At 36.9% G+C, this 16,662-nt stretch carries 16 protein-coding genes; 2 read left to right on the top strand and 14 right to left on the bottom strand.

Annotated features, from left to right (window positions below):
• The first annotated feature begins 351 nt into the window (after window positions 1-351).
• Complete coding sequence (locus ACFQ18_RS17340; protein WP_204798753.1) at window positions 352-1,878, top strand: nitrate/nitrite transporter; 1,527 nt, start codon at window positions 352-354, stop codon at window positions 1,876-1,878.
• 118 nt (window positions 1,879-1,996) lie between these two features.
• Here the strand turns inward: ACFQ18_RS17340 and narI are convergent, their stop codons facing one another.
• From narI to ACFQ18_RS17295, 9 genes are all read right to left on the bottom strand, one after another.
• The gene (gene narI / locus ACFQ18_RS17335) at window positions 1,997-2,692 is read right to left on the bottom strand and encodes a respiratory nitrate reductase subunit gamma (RefSeq protein WP_204798754.1); all 696 of its coding nucleotides are present in this window, start codon (window positions 2,690-2,692) and stop codon (window positions 1,997-1,999) included.
• 104 nt (window positions 2,693-2,796) lie between these two features.
• Window positions 2,797-3,399 (bottom strand): nitrate reductase molybdenum cofactor assembly chaperone, encoded by a 603-nt coding sequence (gene narJ / locus ACFQ18_RS17330; RefSeq protein ID WP_204798755.1) that lies wholly within the window; start codon window positions 3,397-3,399, stop codon window positions 2,797-2,799.
• On the bottom strand, window positions 3,396-4,904 hold the full coding sequence (narH, locus tag ACFQ18_RS17325) for a nitrate reductase subunit beta (protein WP_047186293.1): 1,509 nt from the start codon (window positions 4,902-4,904) through the stop codon (window positions 3,396-3,398). Before narH ends, narJ begins: the two co-directional genes overlap by 4 nt.
• Window positions 4,894-8,571: a nitrate reductase subunit alpha gene (locus ACFQ18_RS17320; protein ID WP_204798756.1), complete on the bottom strand. Its 3,678-nt coding sequence runs from the start codon at window positions 8,569-8,571 to the stop codon at window positions 4,894-4,896. The genes narH and ACFQ18_RS17320 overlap by 11 nt, the downstream gene beginning before the upstream one ends.
• Window positions 8,555-8,845: a hypothetical protein gene (locus ACFQ18_RS17315; RefSeq protein WP_145543267.1), complete on the bottom strand. Its 291-nt coding sequence runs from the start codon at window positions 8,843-8,845 to the stop codon at window positions 8,555-8,557. The genes ACFQ18_RS17320 and ACFQ18_RS17315 overlap by 17 nt, the downstream gene beginning before the upstream one ends.
• 53 nt (window positions 8,846-8,898) lie before the next feature.
• Window positions 8,899-9,219, bottom strand: a complete 321-nt coding sequence (locus ACFQ18_RS17310) for a hypothetical protein (protein WP_204798757.1) — start codon at window positions 9,217-9,219, stop codon at window positions 8,899-8,901.
• Between the two features lie 19 nt (window positions 9,220-9,238).
• Entirely contained in the window at window positions 9,239-9,655 is a 417-nt protein-coding gene (locus ACFQ18_RS17305) for a hemerythrin domain-containing protein (protein WP_204798758.1), read from the bottom strand.
• A 211-nt stretch (window positions 9,656-9,866) separates the two neighbouring features.
• Window positions 9,867-10,991 (bottom strand): TIGR04053 family radical SAM/SPASM domain-containing protein, encoded by a 1,125-nt coding sequence (locus ACFQ18_RS17300; RefSeq protein ID WP_047186298.1) that lies wholly within the window; start codon window positions 10,989-10,991, stop codon window positions 9,867-9,869.
• A 70-nt stretch (window positions 10,992-11,061) separates the two neighbouring features.
• Window positions 11,062-11,301 carry a DUF2249 domain-containing protein gene (locus tag ACFQ18_RS17295; protein ID WP_047186299.1) on the bottom strand — a complete coding sequence of 80 codons (240 nt, stop codon included), beginning with the start codon at window positions 11,299-11,301 and terminating at the stop codon, window positions 11,062-11,064.
• Between the two features lie 482 nt (window positions 11,302-11,783).
• Here ACFQ18_RS17295 and ACFQ18_RS17290 point away from each other — a divergent pair, with 482 nt between their 5' ends.
• Window positions 11,784-12,476, top strand: coding sequence for a Crp/Fnr family transcriptional regulator (locus ACFQ18_RS17290; protein ID WP_047186300.1), 693 nt, complete (start codon window positions 11,784-11,786; stop codon window positions 12,474-12,476).
• A 38-nt stretch (window positions 12,477-12,514) separates the two neighbouring features.
• On the opposite strand, the gene ACFQ18_RS17285 is transcribed toward ACFQ18_RS17290, so the two are convergent.
• From ACFQ18_RS17285 to ACFQ18_RS17265, 5 genes are all read right to left on the bottom strand, one after another.
• Window positions 12,515-13,087, bottom strand: coding sequence for a hypothetical protein (locus ACFQ18_RS17285; RefSeq protein WP_047186301.1), 573 nt, complete (start codon window positions 13,085-13,087; stop codon window positions 12,515-12,517).
• Window positions 13,087-13,605, bottom strand: coding sequence for an SCO family protein (locus ACFQ18_RS17280; RefSeq protein ID WP_338113685.1), 519 nt, complete (start codon window positions 13,603-13,605; stop codon window positions 13,087-13,089). The genes ACFQ18_RS17285 and ACFQ18_RS17280 overlap by 1 nt, the downstream gene beginning before the upstream one ends.
• Before the next feature lie 356 nt (window positions 13,606-13,961).
• Entirely contained in the window at window positions 13,962-15,641 is a 1,680-nt protein-coding gene (locus ACFQ18_RS17275; protein WP_060668553.1) for a cbb3-type cytochrome c oxidase subunit I, read from the bottom strand.
• A gap of 13 nt (window positions 15,642-15,654) precedes the next feature.
• On the bottom strand, window positions 15,655-16,122 hold the full coding sequence (locus tag ACFQ18_RS17270) for a cytochrome c oxidase subunit II (RefSeq protein WP_060668554.1): 468 nt from the start codon (window positions 16,120-16,122) through the stop codon (window positions 15,655-15,657).
• 18 nt (window positions 16,123-16,140) lie between these two features.
• Entirely contained in the window at window positions 16,141-16,293 is a 153-nt protein-coding gene (locus tag ACFQ18_RS17265) for a hypothetical protein (RefSeq protein WP_165589202.1), read from the bottom strand.
• Window positions 16,294-16,662 lie beyond the last annotated feature (369 nt).

Here is a 16,662-nt window from a genome sequence, read left to right as displayed (position 1 = left end):
GGTATGCCGACGTTGGCCGCAAAGGCCGTACTTAGTCGGCCTTCCTTTAGTACTTTGAGTCGATGTTGACTTTCACCGCAAGGGTATAAGTGCGACTAAGCCTCTGGTTTCACCAATCGGCAAGTCTTCTTTATCGCACGGAGGTGAAGGAAGTCTCGCTACGGCTTTAGCGCTGGAGCTAGACGTGGCTAATTTTATAATAAGGATTTGCTCTCTTTCCCGTTTATTCATAAAAACGTCACAAATTATGTGATGTTTTTCACTTAATAACAAAAAAGAAAGGATTAAACTGTAGTCATAAACAAACACTAGGGTTAAATGAATATTATTTATAAGAAGGAAGGATGTATTATGAAAAAACCTGGATTGCAATTAACTTTGCAAACATCAAGCTTGTTTATAGGATTTATGGTATGGGTATTAATTTCATCACTTATGCCCTACATTACAGCGGATATTCCATTAACGTCCGGACAAGCGTCCATCGTAACGGCAATACCTGTCATATTAGGATCATTCATGCGTATTCCAATTGGTTTTTATGCAGACCGATTTGGGGCTAGAATTATATTTTTAATCAGTTTTCTTATTTTACTATTTCCTGTCTTCTATCTAAGTATTGCTAACTCTTTTTTAGACTTAGTAATTGGAGGACTCATACTTGGTATTGGTGGGGCCGTGTTTTCCATCGGGGTTACGTCGCTTCCTAAATATTACCCAAAAGAAAAACATGGATTTATCAATGGGGTTTATGGTATAGGTAACATTGGTACTGCGATTACTTCGTTTGGAGCCCCTATATTTGCTGAATCTATTGGCTGGCAAGGAACCATTCGTATATTCCTAATCATATTACTTTTATTTGCTGCTTTAGTTTTCATTTTTGGTGATAGAAAAGAAACCAAAGTGAAAAAATCAATGATGGAACAAATTAAAGGCGTATATAAAAATGCAACTTTATGGTTCTTAAGCTTATTCTATTTCATTACATTTGGGGCATTTGTTGCTTTTACAATGTTCCTCCCAAGCTTTTTAGTAGATAACTTTGGCTTAGATCCAGTTGATGCTGGGATTCGGACAGCAATCTTTATTATCATTGCTACATTGTTAAGACCAATAGGAGGGCTATTAGCTGATAAATTTAATGCTTTCATTATTCTAATGTTTGTTTTTATAGGTGTTGCTTTTTCCGGAATTTTACTTTCTTTCTCTCCAGGAATTGCTTGGTACACTGTTGGAGCATTAGCTGTAGCTGTTACAGTAGGTTTAGGAAACGGTACGATTTTTAAATTAGTTCCTCTCTACTTTCCCGAACAAGCAGGTATCGTAAATGGTATCGTTTCTGCGATGGGTGGTATTGGAGGATTTTTCCCACCATTATTACTTACAGCAGTAAGTAATCTAACTGGCCATCATGCAATTGCGTTTATGTTAATGTCTGAATTTGCTCTAGTAAGTTTTGTGATTGTTATCTTTATGTTTTATCAAGATCGTGTAAATGTGGAAGGAAAAATTATTGAAGGCGTTGCTGAAGGTATGATGATCACAAATAAAAATAAAATCATTCAACATGTGAACCCTGCCTTCACTAGAATTACGGGCTATAGTCAAGAAGAAGTAGCTGGAAATACTCCTAAAATTATTAGCTCTGGAAAACATGATAAAACTTTTTATCAAGAAATGTGGAAATCCATTCATGAGAAAGGTTTCTGGGAAGGAGAAATCTTTAATAAACGTAAAAATGGTGAAGTTTATAAAGAACTTTTATCCATTAGTCCTGTTAAAAATAATGTTGGTGATATTATCCATTATGTCGGAGTATTTAATGATATCTCCTCTCAGAAAACTGATGAAAATAACGATAAACAAAAATCCTGAGTTTTGATTAACTCAGGATTTTTGTTTGGAAATGGTAGTTTTTTGGGTAAATTACTCAGCTATTGCGAACCTAAAAAAAGTAAGGGAAGATCTCTACGATAAAGATCTCCACTGTATTTTAGTTATGTTGTCCTCTATAGTTATCTCTTGATCGGTATTGTTGTGGTGATCTCGCTGGATATCTTATTGGAAAACTAAAGATATGAACTAAGCGTGTAAATGGGATTGTTGCAAAGAAAGCAAATGCCGAAGCTACATGGATTTTTAAAATCCATGGTATCCCAATCATTAATTCATACTTAGGCATAAAAACAAATAAACTACGAAACCATGGTCCAATGGTTGCCCGATACTCATATGCAACTACAGTAGTATTGTAAATAATTGACATATATGTTCCAGTACCAGCTACAAATAGTAAAGCAAGAACAGAGAAAAAATCAGCAAACGTTGCTTTAATCCGAACTGGATCAATGGTAATTTTTCTAATTAATAAGATCACAAGCCCTACTACTACCATTAATCCAGCTATACCACCACCCCACATAGCTCCAATATGGTATAAGTGGTCTGAAATACCAATTCTTTGGTAGAACTCCATTGGAATGACCATCCCCATGACATGTCCAATAAACGCGAAGATAATCCCATAGTGAAATAAAGGTGATCCGATGCGCAACCACTTTTTCTCAAGAAAATTGGTTGATGGTGCTGCCCATGTTAGTTGTCTAAACGTGAAACGATAAAGGAGACCTAAAATCATGATGGTTAGTGCAATATACGGGAATATGACCCACCAAAAAATTCCGGCCATCTATCTCCCTCCTTTATATTAAATGGATACCTCTACCAATTAGAGTAGATGTAAAGATCCTAGTGAAATTTATTCTTTAAAACAACCTTTTGAAATAATTAGGTTTATTTGTACATAATAGGGTATGGTAGTTCTTCTAAGTCTGCTTCTTCTCTACCTGCTTCTAATTGCTTCATTTCCTCTTCAGTAGGAGGTGAGAATACGTACTTCATTAACATAGAAAGAATTCCAGCATATGGATTTTCCTTCTCTATGTGTCCTAGCATGTAGTTAATAGCTACAGAAATGCGTTTTTCTAAACGTTCCACTTCCTTTGTTTTTGGAGATAATGCGAGAAACTCCAGCAACATCGGAATGTAATCTGTCAATTCTTCTCCTACTCTTTCGAAGCCTGCTTGACTAATCATTTTTTGTAACTTAATTAATGCAGCTCCGCGCTTATTGCTATCTCCTAGTTCATGAGCTGTTAAGTAGAGACCTAATTTTGATTTTAAATCAAAGGTTTCAACATACAATTCTTGAACGTCTATGGATTTCACTTTTCCTAATGGTGCATAACAATTTTTTAATTCTTCTTTTACCATTTCATCATCAATCGTTTCATCAATTAGTTCATCCATATCCTTTTTTAGTATGTGAAAATCTTCGCTAGGATATCCAAGTAATCGAGAAGCCATCACTAGAGTGACTCTTTTTTTCTCGTTCATAGATTGTCTCTCACTTTCATCATGCCGAATCTTGGATTAACCCCTTCTTGTGGTGCCAAATCCTCTAAACTACATGTTCCTTGTTTATAATAAAGATCATCATCCATTTCCCTTCGTCCAGTTGGAATGACATACCGCTCATCATATTTTGCCACACCTAAAAGTCTGGCCATTTCTTCTAATTCTTCTGGAGAAGTGTTCGCCGCTTTGACTAACTCGCTCTGACGAAATTCGTCAATCCCACCAACAGTTTTACCACGCATGTAGACACGCATAGCAGACAATTTCAATAACACTTTTCGAACTACTTCTTTATCGTCTGCAGCTAGAATGGATGCTAAGTACTCTATAGGAATACGCATTTGGTCTACTGCTGGAATATAACCGTCCGTATCTAGCTCCTCCTCATTTGTAATGTGGTTCATGATTGGGCTTAATGGAGGAACATACCAAACCATTGGCATTGTCCGATATTCTGGATGTAATGGCAGTGCAATCTTCCATTTCATCGCCATTTTATAAACCGGAGATTCTTTAGCCGCTTCTAGCCAAGAATCATTTATACCAGCTTCTCTAGCCTTTTTTTGAATTTCTGGATCAAAAGGATCAAGGAAACAAGAAAGTTGTGCCTCATACAAATCTTGTGGGTCTTCAACTGAAGCAGCTTCCTTCACTTTATCTGCATCATATAGAACGACTCCGATATATCGAATTCGTCCAACACATGTTTCAGAACAAATAGTTGGCAATCCAGCTTCTGTTCTTGGATAACAGAAATTACACTTTTCTGCTTTATGCGTATTCCAATTGTAGTAAACCTTATGATACGGGCAACCATTTTGACAGAAACGCCAGCCACGACATGCATCATGGTCTACTAATACGATTCCGTCTTCATCACGTTTATATAAAGCGCCTGTAGGACACGAAGCAACACATGATGGGTTTAAACAGTGTTCGCAAATTCTTGGTAAATACATCATAAATGTTTTTTCGTATTCCATTTTAATATGTTCTTGCAGTTTTTCTACATTTGGATCAAGGGGAACAATTTCACTTCCCCCTGCTAAGTCATCATCCCAGTTTGAACCCCATTCTGGCTTATCCATATACTTACCTGTAATTTCCGAATAAGGTCTCGCAACAGGAAGATTCTCTCTCTTCGGACTATGAATTAAATTATCGTAATCATAGGTCCAAGGCTCATAAAAATCTTCCATTTCAGCCATATTTGGGTTGTAGAAAATATTGGCAAGCTTGGAAATCGGTCCTCCAGCACGTAGCTTAAGTTTGCCGTTTTCTAATTTCCATCCACCCTTATAGCGATCCGTGTCTTCCCATCTTTTCGGATACCCTGGACCCGGTCTTGTTTCCACGTTATTAAACCACATATACTCTGTCCCAGGACGGTTTGTCCACGTTGTTTTACAGGTTACAGAACAAGTATGGCATCCAATACACTTGTCCAAGTGCATAACCATGGCAACTTGTGCCTTAATTCTCAAGCCAATCAACCTCCCTAAGCGGCCTAACTATAGCCATCGTATCGCGCTGATGACCTGTTGGACCATAATAGTTAAAGCCGTAACTCAATTGTGAATAACCACCGATCATATGAGTTCCTTTTAATGTGATTCTCGTAACACTGTTATGGGTTCCACCACGTTTTTTATTAACGGCAGTTCCAGGCACCCCCATTGTTCGATCTTGCGCATGGTACATATAAACCATACCTTTTGGAATACGATACGTCAGAACAGCACGGGCAGCAATTGCTCCATTTCGGTTATACACTTCAATAAAGTCATTGTCTTTTATACCAATAGAATGTCCATCTTCTTCATTCATCCAAACAACTTGCCAGCCTCTAAATAGTTGTGCCATGTGTTTTGCTTCCGTAAACATCGTATGAATTCCCCATTTTTGGTGTGGGGTTAAATAGCGAACCGTAATAGACTTTCCATTTTCTTCTACACCTTTATCTGTTTTAATAAATGGACCTTTATTTAATGGTGGTAAATATAATGGAAGCCCCTCACCGTAATCTAACATCACCTCGTGATCTAAATAGAAACTTTGTCTTCCTGTAAGTGTGTGCCATGGAAGATTGTATTCCGTATTCACTGTAAATGGCGAATAGCGTCTTCCATCCTTTTCCATCCCACTCCACATTGGGGTAGAAATCGATGTTCGTGGTTGGACAGTTATTTCTTTTAAGGTAAAATCTTCTTCTTCTCTTGCTTCTGCAATTTCAGTTAACTTCTGACCTGTCTTAGCTTCCATCGATTTCCAGCCCTCTACAGCACGTTTTCCATTAGAAGCACCAGACATTAATAAAATCGCATTAATCGCTTTTTTATCTGTTGATAGATCTGGATTTCCTTTTCCAATACCTTCGCGTTTGGAAACCCCGAGTCTACTCTTAAGCTCCTCAAAGACCTTTTCACCTGGTATTTTGACGCCTTTTCCACCATAACCGTTCTTTAAATTGGGACCAATAGTTGTCATTTTTTCATAGGTACTTGGGTAGTCACGCTTAATAACGTGCAAGTTTGGCATCGTTTTTCCAGGTATGGCTTCCACTTCGCCCTTTCGCCAATCTTTAATTTTACCGTGAACTTGAGCGATTTCATCAGGTGAATCATGTGCAAGTGGTTTCATCATCAATTCTTCTGTTTCTGGTAAATGTTCTTTTGCTAGATTAGAAAATTCTTTAGCAATCTCCTGGAACGTATTCCAGTCACTTTTCGCTTGCCATGGTGGTGATATGGCAGCATTAAATGGATGAATAAATGGATGCATGTCCGTCGTACTAATATCAAATTTTTCATACCATGTGGCTGCTGGTAAGACGATATCTGAGAATAATCCTGAACTTGTCATACGGAAATCTATCGCAACAAAAAGATCAGTTTTCCCTTCTGGAGCCTCCTCAGAGACGTTTACCGTTTCTGGTTGCCAAGAATTCTTTGTATCGGTCATAACCTGGTTTTCGCCACCAATAAGGTGTTTAGCAAAATATTCATGACCTTTTCCACTGTCACCAAGAAGGTTTGATCGCCAGTTAAAGAAAACCCTTGGGAAATTACGAGGGTCATTCGGATTTTCAATGGCCCATTCCAAATCTCCAGACTTAATTCGTTGTACGACATGATCAATAACTTCTTTATTTGAACTCGCCCCTTGTTCTCTACTTTCCTTCACAATATCAATAGAGTTTTGTGAGAACTGTGGGAACGATGGTAGCCATCCTAACCTAGCAGAGAGAGCATTCATATCTGCCGGATGCATATATGAGTACTTACTTCCCCAATTCGTTTCCTTTTCTTCAACCTGTTCTTCATAACGGAATTGTTCGGTTGCAAAATAGAAAAATGATGTTCCGTTTTGATGTCTTGGTGTAGCTCCCCAATCATTCGCAAAAGCAACCACGCTAAAACCTTCTATAGGACGTACTTTTTCTTGTCCAACATAATGGGCCCAGCCACCACCATTCACACCTTGGGAACCGGTTAAGAGAATCAAGTTTAAAATGGAACGATAAATTTGGTCACTATGATACCAGTGGTTTGTTCCACCACCCATTGCAATCATAGACTTACCTTTCGTTCTGGCAGCATTGTCCGCAAACTCTTTTGCTATTTTAATGACATGGTTTTTATTTACACCTGTTATGCTCTCTTGCCATGCTGGAGTATACGGTTTCGGATCATTATAATCTGTAGGATAATCCCCTGGAAGATGCCGATCCACACCAACATGTGCCATCATTAAATCATAGACAGTTGTAACCTTTAATTTGTTCCCTTTTATATCCGTTACATATTTAATTGGAACACCGCGATGAACAGTTCCACCTTCTTCTTCCGCAAAGTAAGGAAATGAAACTTGGGTAACCTCGTCTGAGTCATCAATGAAACTCAATTTTGGATCAATTATGGAACCGTCTTCCTTTTGGAGTTCGAGATTCCACTTACTACCATTGTCCCATCTATGGCCTTGGGTGCCATTTGGAATTTCCATTTGGTTTGTTTGTTCGTCCCAAACCACTGTTTTCCATTCACCTAATTTTTCCGTACCATTTAAATCTGATGCTCTTAAGAAACGATCGGTACGATACTCATCTCCATGTTCACGTAAAATAACAAGAAATGGCAGATCCGTAAATTTCTTAACATAGTTAATGAAGTACGGTGTCTGTTGGTTAACATAAAATTCTTTCAAAATAACATGTGTCATTGCCATCGCAAGAGCTCCGTCTGTACCAGCTCTAGCGGGAAGCCACATATCAGCAAACTTCTCATACTCTGCATAATCCGGACTTACCCCAACCACTTTTGTTCCGTTATATCTTGCCTCTACCATAAAATGAGCATCTGGCGTACGCGTTTGCGGTAAATTGGTACCCCAAATAATAAAATATTTCGTATTATACCAATCAGCACTTTCAGGTACATCTGTTTGATCGCCCCAAACTTGTGGAGAAGCTGGAGGAAGATCTGCGTACCAATCATAGAAACTCAGGATGGTACCACCAATTAAAGAAAGAAATCTTGTTCCCCCCGCATAGCTGACCATGGACATTGCAGGAATTGGACTAAATCCTACAACCCGGTCTGGTCCATACTTTTTAATCGTATAAATGATGGAACTAGCTATCATTTGGCAGATATCTTTCCAATCTGCACGAACGAATCCACCTTTTCCACGTGCTTTTACATACTTCTTACGCTTTTCAGGTTCATTTTGAATGTTTTCCCATGCTTTTACAGGGTTCTCAGCTACAGCTATTTCAGATTTCCATAATTCATATAGATCACTACGAACATATGGATATTTCACCCTTACTGGGCTATATGTATACCATGAGAAACTGGCACCCCTTGGACAGCCACGTGGCTCATATTCTGGAAAATCATCACCTGTAGATGGGTAATCCGTTTGTTGCGTTTCGGATGTAATAATCCCGTCTTTCACATAAATTTTCCAACTACATGAACCTGTACAATTTACACCATGCGTAGATCTCACAATTTTATCATGTGCCCATCTGCGACGATAAATATCCTCGGCATCCCTTGAACGTGGACTTTCCTCCGTCCAACCATCGTTAATTTTTTTTCCACGTTTAATATACTTGAAATGTTCAAGTAATTTATTTTTTTTCGCCATTAGAATAGCCTCCTCCAAGCATGGATTCAATTGGATTGAATCGTTCACCAACCATTCGGAAATTCCCTTCTCCCGCTTCCATTTCTTCTAAAAAAATCCCTAAAGTTGGTGCGTTTGCGGCAACTAGGATTAAACGTTCTATCGTGTTTAAATCATCAATCATGTAAATGGCTTCAACTATACCAGGAGCTATATCACCAAACCGCATTCGCAATACTTGCAACAAATCTTCACGATCCTGGACAAAATCAGCTTGATTTTCGAATAAAAACATTTTTTCTCCTCCTTCATATGGAGTGCCGGTTATTTTAAGCAAAATTAAAACAATTAAGGTGCCATTTTATTAAAATAGTCATCAATCATCACTTGCTTACACGCTTCCCCAACTTCTTCCACGAATGATTCTAAGACTTTTTCATCTTCTAACATTTCATTCGTTAGAAATTGATCTTTTTCATTGTTGTAATGCTCACCAAATCTTACAAAGAGATGGATTCCATTTTCTTTTGTGATTGCACCTGCTTGAAGGTCATAGGAATGAATATGGTATCTTTTTTCTAATTCAGATGTAATATACCGATAAAGTTTAGGGGAAACCGAAATTAATGACCGTACTTGATTTTGACTCTTTTTCGTTTTATTACTCAAAACTATCACCTCTTACGGCCTAATGGTGGGGTAGTATTCTCTCTTCTTCTTGATTATGAAAGGCATCAACATGTACTAAAGTGTGGAGCATTTCCAGAACACCTTGATTAAATCCTTCCGTTTCAAGTGATTGTTTAATTTCTTTAACTAAAAAACGTAATATGTCATGATCCCTAGTTAGTGCAACAACGTCATTTTTTAATTCTGGAGATTCCTCTACAAGCTCCTTATATAACCCTTCTTCTTCCGCATCTGCATGACGTAATGTTCTTGTCTCCCAATGTTCAACAGCTATATATGCAATTTCTAACGCCTTGTCCGTTTGATTATTGTTTACTAATTTACCAAGGATTCCATTAAGTTCCCTTGCCTCTTCTAAAGCCGCCTCATGTATAGCGGAATGACTATCCACATGCTTTAATCCCTTACCCGACATATGCTTCCCTCCCTTTAGATTAATCACGTAAATGATATACATAATCCATTATGAGTTTCCTTTTCCTTTTTTATACAAAAAAAGAAGTTATTTATAAGAAGACATTTCTCAATTCATTTTTGAATATCTCAGGGAATTCGACAAATTTCACGAAATAAAAATAGCGACTTAACTTGAATATTAAGTCGCATTTTTTCTTATCTTATTCCGTTTACCTTTTGCCTTTTTTCCTCATTACTTTAGGTATATATACACAGTACGGTTCACTTTCCATATAATCTCCTGTTGCATTATATGCTCTAGATCTTGAACCACCGCAAACATGTCTAAATTCGCAAACCCCACATTTCCCTTTATATTTGTCTGGATTTCGAAGATTTTTAAATACCTCGGATTCTCTATAAATTTCTTGTAGTGGGTTAACACGAACGTTTCCTGCCTTAATTGGCAATAATCCACTAGGGTATACATCGCCAATATGAGAAATGAATACAAATCCATTCCCATCATTTACTCCTTTAGGTGCACGACCTAATCCATCAATCTGTCCGGTTTTTCCCTGATTTACAGCATCTTCATAAAAGATATGTTCCTTATCACTCATTCCCTTGTGTTCACGCATCTTTTGTTGGATCACTACTCGTCTGTAATGTTGACCAGCGGTTGTTTTAATATCAAAAGGAACTCGCTTGGATAATTGATATAACCATCTAAACACTTTTTCATGTTCTGCAGGAGAAATCATATCTGATTCTTTTCCTCTACCTGTCGGAACAAGGAAAAACACACTCCATAATACGCAGTTTAGGCTCTCGACCATTTCTGCCATTTCCTCTAAATAATCAAGATTATATTTAGAAATAACCGTATTAATCTGTAAAGGCATCTTTAGTTCATGCAAATATTGAATTGCTCTCATTGTTAAATCAAATGATCCTTCAGTCCCACGAAAGTGATCATGGATTTCTTTACAGTGACCATCGATACTAAATGCCCATCTAGCAAGACCAATATCTTTTGCTTTTTTCATTGCTTCTTTGGTAACATTTGGTGTTGCGGAAGGCGTCATGGAAACACGTACACCTTTTTTAATGGCATGTTCTGCAATATCAAATACATCTGGCCGCTCCAGTGGATCGCCCCCTGTGAACACAAGCATGGGATTATCCATGTCATAAATATCATCAATTAATTTCTTTCCTTCTTCAAAAGTTAATTCGAGTGGATGTCTATGGTGTTGAGCTTCTGCACGACAATGCAAACAATGCAATGCGCATGCACGTGTTAATTCCCATATTACAATAAATGGATTTTGATTATAATCTCTATTAAACATAATTTCCCATCCTTTAGTTACACGTATCTGTGAATATAAGTCCCTGTCTAACTCAAGGACTTATTCGGTGTTATTTTTTCTTAATTTTCACTTGCCACAAGTCGGGGCCTTCTTCTAAATACTCCCAACTAAATTGATTTTTTCTTTCCATTAAAAATTGATAATATAATGGTTTCGGATTGTGGTCATTGGACAGATGCATTATTTCACCAGATTTTAATTGGTCAAACGCTTCAAATATTTTGGGATGTCGAATTTTTGGTTCAATGTCTGGTGCATGAAGTTTAATGGTATAGTGTTTTTCGTTCATGTGAATCCCTCCGTTTCTTTTCATAATCATTTGCTATATTTTGGAGTAAACTAATTTTGGAATTTAGGTACTCCTCCTATGAAGAAGACTTCCATCGGTGAGGGGCTCCTTCATCCCCCATTGATGGTTAGTTGCACTTATCGGACCTTTACGGGCAGTTGATCTCCTTCTTTCCCAAGAAGCTTTAGGTGAGAGTCTTACTGCACGTTTAGGGTGGCATAAATTTAAGATACAATATAATAGCTCCATTCATTGTGACAAAACGCACTTATGAAACGTGATTTTACTCACGGTTAATATAGAATGATATTTCTCACAACATAAGAATTATCTTCGTGATAGGATATTTATAAAGAAGACTTCTATCAGTGGGGAGTCCTTCATCCCCGCTAATGGTTACGGGCAGTCGATCTCCCACCTACCTTCTTTGTTCCCCAGGAGCTTAAGGTGAGATAAAATTTGACATAGAAAGGTGGAGTGAAATGTATCCTGAATCGATAAAAAAATTACTACAGCGTTTCCCACTTTTTAAAAGTTTAGAGGATCACGAAATAAATCATGTAGTTGAATTAGCAAGAAATCGTAACTACCCACATGGAACACACATATTTATGCAGGGGGATCCATTAGAGAATGTTTATTTTATTCATCAAGGTAAGATTAAAATTTATCGAACAGACATCCATGGAAAAGAGCAAATTATTAATGTTTTAAGTGCTGGAGAAATGTTTCCTCACCAAGGATTCTTTAGAAATGATAATTACCCTGCACATGCGGAAGTAATGGAGGATGCTCATTTAATCTATATTCCCATTCATTTATTTGAAGATTTTCTTATTAATAACCCTGAGGTCAGTGTTAAAATCTTCCGAGTATTAGGTGATAAAATTGTAGATTTACAAAATCGATTAGAAGATAAGATTCTTCGCAATACATATGAACAGATCATCCTATTATTAATTCGGTTAGGGAAAAAACACGGTAGAATGAATGGAAATGAAGAAATTACTCTGCTAACACAGTTTACCAATAAAGATCTTGCTAACATGATAGGCTCTAGTCGTGAAACGGTTAGTAGAACATTAACCCAATTAAAGAGGAAAAAGTTAGTTTTTACGGATACAAAAGGAAGAACCGTTCTTGATACAAAGAGATTAAAGGAAGAATTGTTTTAATAATAAAGGTATTCCAATCCAAAAGGAATGGTATACCTTTATTCATTTTCACTTTCTTCTAGGCTATAATCTTTTATAAATAGAGATTGAACAAAATAAATGAAGAGACATAAACCTATTAGTAAAAATGTCCAGCCAAGTGCTTTTTGTTCTACGATGAGGTAATTGTTACATATTTGTGTAGGAATAGCGATGTATAACCAAGCCATAGCACTTGATATTAAAATCAAACAAATAAAAATGATATTTTTTCCTAAAGTATTAAGATTACTCCAGCTATCCCGTAAAGGTATTCCTGCTAAAAATGGCAAGCTGATAAATTTAAAAATCTCAATAGTTGATATCGCAAGTGCTTCATCCATCGCACGAGGAATCATCCAGTAGATTACGATAATCATAAATAGCATGATTCCTGGTATTCCATTATAATTCCAGTTCTCAAAAACATTAGGAAATCTATCTTTTAAATACGGTGTAAATAGCATTCCAACTATTACGAGAAGCGGTATTTGCATATGCATATGGACGACCATAATAGATTCAGATAATGTAATTACCGGTGGGAGCATAAGAAATAGATACAGTACTAAACCATATATAGCTTGCTTCATTACTTATCACCTACCTCATTTTCAAGAATGCTCATTAGCTTGCTTGCTGCTTCATCCACCTTTTGGTAATCCATTACATCTACTAATTTCCCTTGTGGGTTGACAAGATAAAAGGCAGAGTTGTGAGTAAAATTACCTTGATTATCGGGAATAACAATAACGCCAAATTCATCTAGTAAACTATGCAATTCTTCAGCATTTGGTACTCTTGCCATTCGCCATGTTTCCCCGTCACTTCCAAAAAGGCGACGATACTTTTCTAAGGTTTCAACATCATCACGCTCAGGATCAAAACTAATACTTAAGAATACAATATCTTCCCCTATATATTTTTCTGGTACTTGATCATAGACATTAAATAGATTCATCTCTAATTCTGGACATACAGATGTACATGTTGTGTAAACAAATGTTATCATTACGTATTTCCCTTTGAATTCAGAAAAGGAGTATATATTTCCCTTACTATCCTCTAATGTTACATCTGGAAATACCGGTTGTTCCTCTACCAATTTCATGGTTCTTGCCTATTCCGTAGTAAAAGCTTGAAATCCATCTGTTTCAATAAAAAACAGAACAACTCCAAATAAGACAACTACACATAAGGATATTGTATTTTTATTTTTGATCATCCGATCACACCCTATATTTTTTAAGGAAATTAATGCTTCAAAATTTTATCTTTCTTTATCTCTTTATAAAAATCAAAAATGTTTTATAAAAAGAGAAATCCGAACTTTACAGAAGTTATGGAGTAGATAAACCGCTTCGGAAATATACTCCGCTAATTCTGTGGGATTCTTCGTCATTTGAGTTAAACATTTCGTTATGTTCCAACCTCATATCCTCACTCTTTAAAAAGAAGAATGTTTGTTTACCAAGTCCTAAATGGCGGGGATCCTGGTGGTGCATTAACGATAATATCCATTAATGGCACTACATATCCCATAGCTACAATTGCCAAAAACATAACAATCCATAACCCCCAGCGCTCTGTCCATTTTGGAGTCGGCATTACATTTTCTTCAGCTTCCGCAATCGGGAATTCAGTTTCTCCTTTTGGTGCAAAGAACATTAAGTGGATTGCGATATAAAACATGAGGATAACTCCAATGATAAGTAGTGTTCCTCCAATAGCTAATAAGAACAAATACGGATCCCAACTTAAAGCAGTTGCTTGATCACCATAAGTAGAAAAAGAACTTCTTCTAGGCGCCCCTAATAATCCAACCCAATGCATAGAACCAGACATAAAGATCATACCAACTGTCCAAATAATGGTTTGATAAATACCTAATCGATTGATTCGCGGTGTTAATTCACGCTTGGAAAGATGTGGAATTAACCAATAGGCGATTCCAAAGAAGGTAAGAACTACTGTAACACCAACTGTTAAATGAAAGTGACCCGTTACCCATAACGTATTATGGACAACTTGATTTAACTGATTATTTGTTTGTGCAATTCCACCTGCACCACCAAATATAAATGCAACCATCGCAATAAATGGTGCTAAGAAGCGGACATCACCCCAAGGTAATTTCTTGAACCAACCTAATAATCCTTTTGCTCCTTTTTTTCTTCCTGTCCGTTCAAATGCAGCAAACATTGCAAAGGCCGTCATCAAGGATGGAAATGCAATTGATAGGCTCATAAATACATGAATAAATTTCCAAGTTTCTGTAATACCAGGATCAATAATTTGATGGTGAAACCCACCTGGGATATTTAATATAACTAACAAAATAACAACTAATCGAGTTAAGCCATCACTAAATAATTTACCGCCAATAACCTTTGGTACAACAACATACCACGCTGAAATAGCAGTTAAATACCAAATATTAACTAATGTATGACCAAAGCTCCAAAACAGCGTACGGCTAAGCATAACATTGACGGTTTCCGTCCAACCGAAAGCCCATGGAATAAGCATGAACACTTCAACAGTTACTCCAATACTTCCGAAAAATAGTAGTACAAATACACCAGTTGCAAAAAATGCTAATAATGGAGTATGTTTTCCACGATGATTTTTTCTCCAATTGGCGATATTTATAAACGCTCCAAATGCAGCAATCCAAATACCTAGAACAACAAAAACTAAACCAATATAAAACCACGGGGAAGCTTGCATTGGTGGATAAAAGGTATATAAAACGGATGCATCCCCCATAACAATAGTTGTTGCAACAAAGGCAACCCCAATCATCATCATTCCAAATGCAATCCAACCCATTTTCCGAACTTTAGGTAATAGGCCGCCTAACGTATGGGATAGAGCTGCATAAAAATAGCCGACTGTAAATAATGTTGTAAAGACTAATAATAATAAAATGCCATGTGCTGTTAGCGTTTGATAGTAGTCAAACCAACTTGGTAACTCCAGCAATCCTGCTCGATTTAATCCTTGAAATAAACCTAGAAAACCTCCAATTAATAATACGAGAAATGCTACTGCGAGATACGTTAAGCTGAGTCGAGCATCATCTTGATGAAATCCAGCAACATAGTTTATTTTTTTTGAAAGATTACGTTTTTCCACTAATTCCATCCCTTCCCCTCCTTTATTTAACGGTTATCGTCGTTGCCATCAACTGATGACCTGCTCCGCAATATTCATTACAAAGTACAAGGTATTCACCAGGTTCATCGAATTTTTGCGAGATTCGTTGAATATAACCTGGCGTTACCATTGCATTAATGTTCGTTCCAGCAACTTGAAAGCCATGAACGACATCTTTAGAAGTTAACGTAAAATGAACTTCAGAACCCGCCGATATTTCAATTTCATTTGGAGTAAAACTAAATGCTTGTAGTGTCATAACTACTTCATATTCATTTTCTCCTATTTCAAACACACCTGGATTATCAAATGGAGCATGTTCATCTACCTTTTGTGGATCTAATGTTTCCGTATTACTTGGTGGTGCCATTCCTTGGGCAAACGCTTGGTATCCAGTAAACACCATGGAAAGCACAAGAATAGCTACACCAACAATTAACCAAATTTCTTCAGCACGATGCATTTTCATCAGGTTAACCTCCTTCATTTAGATTCGAATCATATAAAAAACGATGAGTAAGACGATAAAAGCTACAATCGTTCCACCAACAAATACAATAGAAGAAAATAATGCACCTTTTAATGAATTTTCATCTTTATAGAGATCATTTTTCGGAATAACACCTTTATTTCTTTCCACTTTTAATCCCTCCCTTATCCTCTTATCTATATTGTAGATTGAAATGATAGAGGGAAAAGTGAACCAAATCACAACTTTCATGTGATTTACCGCACACTTGTGAAATTCATTCATTTTTTTGGTAATTTGAAACTTTATTCAGTAGGGGGGTTTGTGTGGGGGGGTGGGTACTTTGTCTGTTGGTTGGTACTATCACGGACATTTCGAGGTATTTTGAATGCAACTTTGTTCGTGACAACCTCTCATGGACATTTCAGGCTATTTCGAATGCAGTTTTGTCCGTGATAGCTCATGTTATTGTATCAGTAAAATAGACAATTTTAGAAAGTGTCCTATTCATTTGATAATCTTATAGTAGAAAAAGATAGA

Source organism: Oceanobacillus caeni, from assembly GCF_042678465.1.
In the GTDB taxonomy this organism is placed as follows: Bacteria; Bacillota; Bacilli; order Bacillales; family Amphibacillaceae; genus Oceanobacillus; species Oceanobacillus caeni.
Note: the sequence above shows the minus strand (reverse complement) of the source record. Positions and strands in the feature narration are given on the sequence as shown.

Excerpts from the sequence above, each read along its gene's own strand:
- ACFQ18_RS17320 (WP_204798756.1), bottom strand. The coding sequence starts at position 8,571 with ATGGCGAAAAAAAATAAATTACTTGAACATTTCAAGTATATTAAACGT.
- ACFQ18_RS17270 (WP_060668554.1), bottom strand. The coding sequence starts at position 16,122 with ATGAAAATGCATCGTGCTGAAGAAATTTGGTTAATTGTTGGTGTAGCT.
- ACFQ18_RS17300 (WP_047186298.1), bottom strand. The coding sequence starts at position 10,991 with ATGTTTAATAGAGATTATAATCAAAATCCATTTATTGTAATATGGGAA.
- ACFQ18_RS17315 (WP_145543267.1), bottom strand. The coding sequence starts at position 8,845 with ATGTTTTTATTCGAAAATCAAGCTGATTTTGTCCAGGATCGTGAAGAT.
- narI (WP_204798754.1), bottom strand. The coding sequence starts at position 2,692 with ATGGCCGGAATTTTTTGGTGGGTCATATTCCCGTATATTGCACTAACC.
- ACFQ18_RS17285 (WP_047186301.1), bottom strand. The coding sequence starts at position 13,087 with ATGAAGCAAGCTATATATGGTTTAGTACTGTATCTATTTCTTATGCTC.
- narJ (WP_204798755.1), bottom strand. The coding sequence starts at position 3,399 with ATGAACGAGAAAAAAAGAGTCACTCTAGTGATGGCTTCTCGATTACTT.
- ACFQ18_RS17290 (WP_047186300.1), top strand. The coding sequence starts at position 11,784 with ATGTATCCTGAATCGATAAAAAAATTACTACAGCGTTTCCCACTTTTT.
- ACFQ18_RS17280 (WP_338113685.1), bottom strand. The coding sequence starts at position 13,605 with ATGAAATTGGTAGAGGAACAACCGGTATTTCCAGATGTAACATTAGAG.
- ACFQ18_RS17305 (WP_204798758.1), bottom strand. The coding sequence starts at position 9,655 with ATGTCGGGTAAGGGATTAAAGCATGTGGATAGTCATTCCGCTATACAT.
- ACFQ18_RS17275 (WP_060668553.1), bottom strand. The coding sequence starts at position 15,641 with ATGGAATTAGTGGAAAAACGTAATCTTTCAAAAAAAATAAACTATGTT.
- ACFQ18_RS17295 (WP_047186299.1), bottom strand. The coding sequence starts at position 11,301 with ATGAACGAAAAACACTATACCATTAAACTTCATGCACCAGACATTGAA.
- ACFQ18_RS17340 (WP_204798753.1), top strand. The coding sequence starts at position 352 with ATGAAAAAACCTGGATTGCAATTAACTTTGCAAACATCAAGCTTGTTT.